At 68.2% G+C, this 6,083-nt stretch carries 5 protein-coding genes; all 5 read right to left on the bottom strand.

Annotated elements, in window-relative coordinates:
• Positions 1-107: 107 nt before the first annotated feature.
• Positions 108-713, bottom strand: coding sequence for a GTP cyclohydrolase I FolE (gene folE, locus AB0D57_RS30215; RefSeq protein ID WP_362079870.1), 606 nt, complete (start codon positions 711-713; stop codon positions 108-110).
• Positions 714-857: 144 nt separating this feature from the next.
• On the bottom strand, positions 858-2,885 hold the full coding sequence (gene ftsH, locus AB0D57_RS30210; protein ID WP_362079894.1) for an ATP-dependent zinc metalloprotease FtsH: 2,028 nt from the start codon (positions 2,883-2,885) through the stop codon (positions 858-860).
• A gap of 198 nt (positions 2,886-3,083) precedes the next feature.
• Positions 3,084-3,644, bottom strand: coding sequence for a hypoxanthine phosphoribosyltransferase (gene hpt, locus AB0D57_RS30205; protein ID WP_362079867.1), 561 nt, complete (start codon positions 3,642-3,644; stop codon positions 3,084-3,086).
• Positions 3,645-3,721: 77 nt separating this feature from the next.
• Positions 3,722-4,729: a tRNA lysidine(34) synthetase TilS gene (gene tilS, locus AB0D57_RS30200; protein WP_362079864.1), complete on the bottom strand. Its 1,008-nt coding sequence runs from the start codon at positions 4,727-4,729 to the stop codon at positions 3,722-3,724.
• Between the two features lie 191 nt (positions 4,730-4,920).
• Entirely contained in the window at positions 4,921-6,063 is a 1,143-nt protein-coding gene (locus AB0D57_RS30195; RefSeq protein ID WP_362079861.1) for a zinc-dependent metalloprotease, read from the bottom strand.
• Between the last annotated feature and the right edge of the window lie 20 nt (positions 6,064-6,083).

Raw genomic sequence — 6,083 nt, 5'->3', positions numbered from 1 at the left:
GGAGTGATGGCGGAGCCATCGCGACCGACGACAACGCGGCAGATGTGCGTGCCAGACCCCGCGACGCCGCCCTCCCATTGCCGGTCGGTCTAAGGGCCTGACCGGCGTCAGCGCGCCATGATCAGGCTCATCGCCTCATTACGGGTGGCCGAATCCCGCAGTTGTCCACGCACCGCCGACGTGATGGTCTTCGCGCCGGGCTTGCGTACCCCTCGCATCGACATGCACATGTGCTCGCATTCGACGACGACGATCACACCGCGCGGCTCAAGGATCTTCATCAGCGAGTCGGCGATCTGGGTCGTCAGCCGCTCCTGCACCTGCGGGCGACGTGCGTACACATCCACGAGGCGGGCCAGCTTCGAGAGACCCGTGATCTTGCCGTCGACGGACGGAATGTACCCGACGTGGGCAACTCCGACGAAGGGGACCAGGTGATGTTCACAGCTGCTCAGCACCTCGATGTCCTTCACCAGGACCATCTCGTCGTGCCCCAGGTCGAACGTCGTCGTGAGCACGTCCTCCGGCTGCTGCCACAGGCCCGCGAATATCTCCCTGTACGCCCTGGCCACCCGCCCCGGCGTCTCCCGCAGCCCCTCCCGGTCCGGGTCCTCACCGACCGCGATCAGCAGCTCTCGCACCGCGTTCTCGGCGCGCTTCTCGTCGAACTCGCCGATCGCGCCCTCACCGTCCAGCGTCACGGGGTCGGTCATGTGGTCCTCGTTCCTGTGCCTCTCACGCATGCGGGTCGACGCGCCCAACCTGCATGTATACCAAAATGCCGTGCCCCCCAGGCTAGAACCAGGGGGGCACGGCATTCATTCCGGGCCTGGTGAGGCCACCAGGAGCCGCGAAGGTCAGCTCTCCGGGCGGTCCTCCGAAGCCGTTTCCTTCACCTGGACGGACTCCGTCACATTGGCGATGGCCGGCGTCGCGCCGTTCGACCCGTTCGTCAGCGACAGCTCCTTGGGGGAGAGCACCGGCGGGCGGGTGGACGGGGTGCGCCGGGAGGAGCCGGTCCACGCGGGGCGGGCCGGGCGCTTGACGATCGGAGCGAAGATCTCGGCGATCTGATCCTTGCTCAGCGTCTCCTTCTCCAGCAGCTGGAGCACCAGCTGATCGAGGACGTCGCGGTTCTCGACCAGGATTTCCCAGGCCTCGTTGTGCGCGTTCTCGATGAGCTTCTTGACCTCTTCGTCGACGAGCGCGGCGACCTCTTCCGAGTAGTCACGCGGGTGCGACATCTCCCGGCCCAGGAAGGGCTCGGTGTTGTCGCCGCCGAACTTGATCGCGCCGAGACGCTCGGTCATGCCGTACTGCGTGACCATCGCGCGGGCCGTTGCCGTGGCCTTCTCGATGTCGTTCGCAGCGCCCGTGGTCGGGTCGTGGAAGACGAGTTCCTCGGCCGCGCGGCCGCCCAGCATGTAGGCAAGCTGGTCCAGCATCTCGTTGCGCGTCGTGGAGTACTTGTCCTCGTCCGGCAGGACCATCGTGTAGCCGAGGGCACGGCCACGCGACAGGATCGTGATCTTGTGGACCGGGTCGGAGTTCGGAGACGCCGCCGCGACCAGGGCGTGGCCGCCCTCGTGGTACGCGGTGATCTTCTTCTCCTTGTCCGACATGATCCGGGTCCGCTTCTGCGGGCCCGCGACCACGCGGTCGATCGCCTCGTCCAGCATGTTGTTGTCGATCAGCTTGCCGTTGCTGCGCGCGGTGAGCAGCGCCGCTTCGTTCAGCACGTTCGACAGGTCCGCGCCCGTGAAGCCCGGCGTGCGCCGAGCGACCGCCGAGAGGTCGACGTCCGGGGCGACCGGCTTGCCCTTCTGGTGAACCTTGAGGATCTCCAGGCGGCCCTGCATGTCCGGGCGGTCGACCGCGATCTGGCGGTCGAAGCGGCCGGGGCGCAGGAGGGCCGGGTCGAGGATGTCGGGCCGGTTCGTGGCGGCGATGAGGATCACGCCGCCCTTCACGTCGAAGCCGTCCATCTCGACGAGCAGCTGGTTCAGCGTCTGCTCGCGCTCGTCGTGACCGCCGCCGAGGCCGGCGCCGCGATGGCGGCCGACCGCGTCGATCTCGTCGACGAAGACGATCGCCGGAGCGTTCGCCTTGGCCTGCTCGAAGAGGTCACGGACTCGGGAGGCACCGACACCGACGAACATCTCGACGAAGTCGGAACCCGAGATCGAATAGAAGGGAACGCCGGCCTCACCCGCGACGGCGCGCGCGAGCAGCGTCTTACCGGTACCGGGAGGCCCGTACAGGAGCACACCCTTGGGGATCTTCGCCCCGACGGCCTGGAACTTGGCCGGCTCCTGGAGGAACTCCTTGATCTCGTGGAGTTCCTCGACGGCCTCGTCCGAGCCCGCGACGTCCGCGAACGTCGTCTTCGGGGTGTCCTTGGTGATGAGCTTCGCCTTGGACTTCCCGAAGTTCATGACTCGGGAGCCGCCGCCCTGCATCTGGTTCATCAGGAACAGGAAGACGACCACGATGAGGACGAAGGGGAGCAGGGAGAGCAGGATCCCGAGGAAGGCGTTCTGCTTGGTCGGGGAGACCGTGTAGCCGTCCGGGATCTGCTTGGTCTGGTACTTGTCCTGGAGTGTGTTGGCCAGGGTCACGCCCTGGTCGCCGATGTAGCTCGCCTGGATCTTCGAGCTGCCGTCGACCTTTTCGCCGTCCTTGAGCTGGACCTTGATGGTCTGCTCGTCGCCGGTGGTCAGCTTGGCCTCTTGGACCTTGTTGTCATTGATCGCCTGGACGACCTGGCCGGTGTCCACCGTCTTGTAGCCGCCGGACGAACCGACGACCTGCATCAACACGACCACGGCAAGGACGGCCAGCACGATCCACATGACCGGCCCACGGAAGTATCGCTTCACGTCCATCCATACGGAGCGGTGCCGCCCCGTCCCTCCTGCCATAGTGAGTTTGATAAAGACTTTTAAAGACTGTTCTTCGGACGGTACCCCAGCATTGTCACCCGATGCCGCAGGGGACGACTGGCAATCCCGCCCACGCCTGCTTCAACGGCGCGAAACCCGCTGGGGTTCCCGATCGTCTTACGACGATGGGGACCGGGAGGTTCAGCCGCCGTAGACGTGCGGCGCGAGCGTACCGACGAACGGCAGGTTGCGGTACTTCTCCGCGTAGTCGAGGCCGTACCCGATGACGAACTCGTTCGGGATGTCGAAGCCGACCCACTCCACGTCGATCGCCACCTTCGCCGCATCCGGCTTGCGCAGCAGCGTGCACACCTTGAGGGATGCGGGCTCGCGGGAGCCGAGGTTGGAGATCAGCCAGGAGAGCGTCAGCCCGGAGTCGATGATGTCCTCGACGATGAGGACGTGCTTGCCCTTGATGTCGGTGTCGAGGTCCTTGAGGATCCGCACCACACCGGAGGACTGCGTGCCCGCGCCGTACGAGGACACGGCCATCCAGTCCATGGTGACGGGGGTGGACACCGCACGCGCCAGGTCCGCCATGACCATCACGGCGCCCTTGAGGACACCGACGATCAGCAGGTCCTTGCCCGCGTACTCCGCGTCGATCTTCGCGGCCAGCTCAGCCAGCTTGGCGTCGATCTCTTCCTTGGTGATGAGCACCGACTTGAGGTCGGTGCCCATGTCTTTCGCGTCCACCCGCATCACTTTCGGTAGTCCGTCACACCTGCCGCTCGGACCGCCCGCGCCCCGCGTGAGCGGTCCCGGTGGAGGGTCCGGTTTCAGCCTTGCCGAATCACCAGTCTGCCACCCTGCCGCTGCGCGACGACTTTGCCCGGGAGATTGATGGCCCCCTGGCCGCGCCAGCCGGTGATCAGCCGGTCGACTTCCTCGATGTGGCGGGCGAACAGCGAACCGGCCGGGGCGCCCGCCTCGATGGCGGCGCGGCGCAGGATGCGGCGGCGCACGGCGGGGGGCAGGGCGTAGAGCTTCGCGCACTCCAGGAGGCCCGCAGCGTCGCGTACGGAGGCCTCGGCCTGGCCGGCCCAGGCGTCGAGGGCGTCGGCGTCGTCGCGGGAGAGCTGGGCCGTACGGGCGAGCGCTTCGACGACGCCCTTGCCGAGCGCCTTCTCCAGGGCGGGCAGGCCCTCGTGACGCAGCCGCGAGCGGGTGTAGGCCGGGTCGGCGTTGTGCGGGTCGTCCCAGACGGGCAGTGACTGGACCATGCAGGCCTTGCGGGCGGTCTGCCGGTCCAGGTGCAGGAACGGGCGGCGGTAACGGCCGCCGGCCCCCGAGACCGCGGCCATCCCGGACAGGGAGCGGATGCCGGAGCCGCGGGCGAGGCCGAGCAGAACCGTCTCGGCCTGGTCGTCGCGGGTGTGGCCGAGCAGGATCGCGACGGCGCCGTGGCGCTCGGCGGCGGCGTCCAGGGCGGCGTAGCGGGCGTCGCGCGCGGCCGCCTCCGGTCCGCCGTCGCGGCCGACCGTGACGGCGAGGGACTCTACGGGGGCCATGCCCAGCTCGACGAGGCGTCCCACGACGTCGTCGGCGCGCAGATCGGAGCCGGACTGCAGACCGTGGTCCACGGTGATGCCGCCGGCGCGGATGCCGAGTTTGGGGGCTTCGAAGGCGAGCGCGGAGGCGAGCGCCATGGAGTCGGCGCCGCCGGAGCAGGCTACGAGGACGAGCGGGGAGGACTCGCCTGGAGGGGGTTTGTGGTCGATGAGGATGTCGTGGAGTACGCGGCGAACCGCCAGGCGTATCGCCGCGACCGCAGGATGGGGACCCATGTCCGGTTCCCTTCATGAAGTTTTCGGGGGGTGAGCCAGCTTCGGTCACTCAGAGTGTGTAGATGGTGACAGAAACCGGCCGTTCCCCGAGCATTGCACGCCCACGCATGGCTCACGGTCCCTCGGACGGGTGATTGGAGGGGCGTTCACCTGCCGTCGGCCGGATTCGTTTCACGACTCCCCCGTAGGGTTCACGACTCCGCCTTGCGATGCACCCGCGCGACCCAGTCCGCCGGTTTGGCGATCTCCGTCTTGGTCGGGAGGGTGTTCGGGGAAGTCCACACCCGGTTGAACCCGTCCATACCCACCTGCTCGACGACCGCGCGGACGAACCGCTCACCGTCGCGGTACTGCCTGAGTTTGGCGTCGAGACCCAGCAGTTTGCGCAGGGCGAGGTCCAGACGTGAGGCCCCCCGGGCCCGCCGTTGCTGGAATTTCTCGCGGATCTCGCTCACGGACGGGACCACGGCCGGCCCGACACCGTCCATGACGAAGTCCGCGTGGCCCTCCAGGAGGGACATCACGGCGGTCAGCCGGGCGAGGATCTCCCGCTGGGCCGGAGTCTGCACGATCTCGACCAGCGACCGGCCGCCGTCCTCCTCCTCCTCGCCCTCGGGCCGGCCGCCCGCGAGCGACTGGGCGGCTTCCCTGATCCGCTCCAGAACCGTCATGGGGTCGACCTCGGTCTCTTCCAAGAAAGACTGGATTTCGCCCTCGAGGTGGTCGCGCAGCCAGGGCACGGCCGTGAACTGGGTGCGGTGCGTCTCCTCGTGCAGACACACCCAGAGGCGGAAGTCGTGGGGCTCCACGTCGAGTTCGCGCTCCACATGGACGATGTTCGGCGCGACCAGCAGGAGCCGCCCGGCACCGCTCGCCGCGTCAGGGGGGCCGCCGGCGGGGAGCTCCCTCGTCGCCGGCGCGAAGGTCTCGTACTGCCCAAGGACCCGCGACGACAGGAACGACAGCAGCATGCCCAGCTCCACGCCGGTGACCTTGCCGCCGACGGCACCGAGGACGGCTCCCCCGGGGCTGCTCCCGCGCCGCTCCTGCATCTTGTCCAGCAGGGGCTTGAGGAGCTCACGGAACCCGGCGACGTTCGCCCGCACCCAGCCGGGGCGGTCGACGACGAGGACGGGGGTGTCGTGGGTGTCCTCCGTGCCCATACGAGTGAAGCCGCGGACGTGTTCCTCGGCGGCCTTCGCATGTCGGCGCAGCTCCGCGACGACGTCTCGGGCCTCGTCGCGGCTCACCTCGGGGCCAGGCCGCACGAGTCGTGTCGCGGTCGCCACCGCGAGTTTCCAGTCGACCATCTCGGCACCACCGATGCTCGTCATGCGTCAACCGTACGTGAGCG

The organism is Streptomyces sp. NPDC048275 (assembly GCF_040652275.1).
Classification (GTDB): Bacteria; Actinomycetota; Actinomycetes; order Streptomycetales; family Streptomycetaceae; genus Streptomyces.
This window is presented reverse-complemented; position numbering and strand designations above follow the sequence as displayed.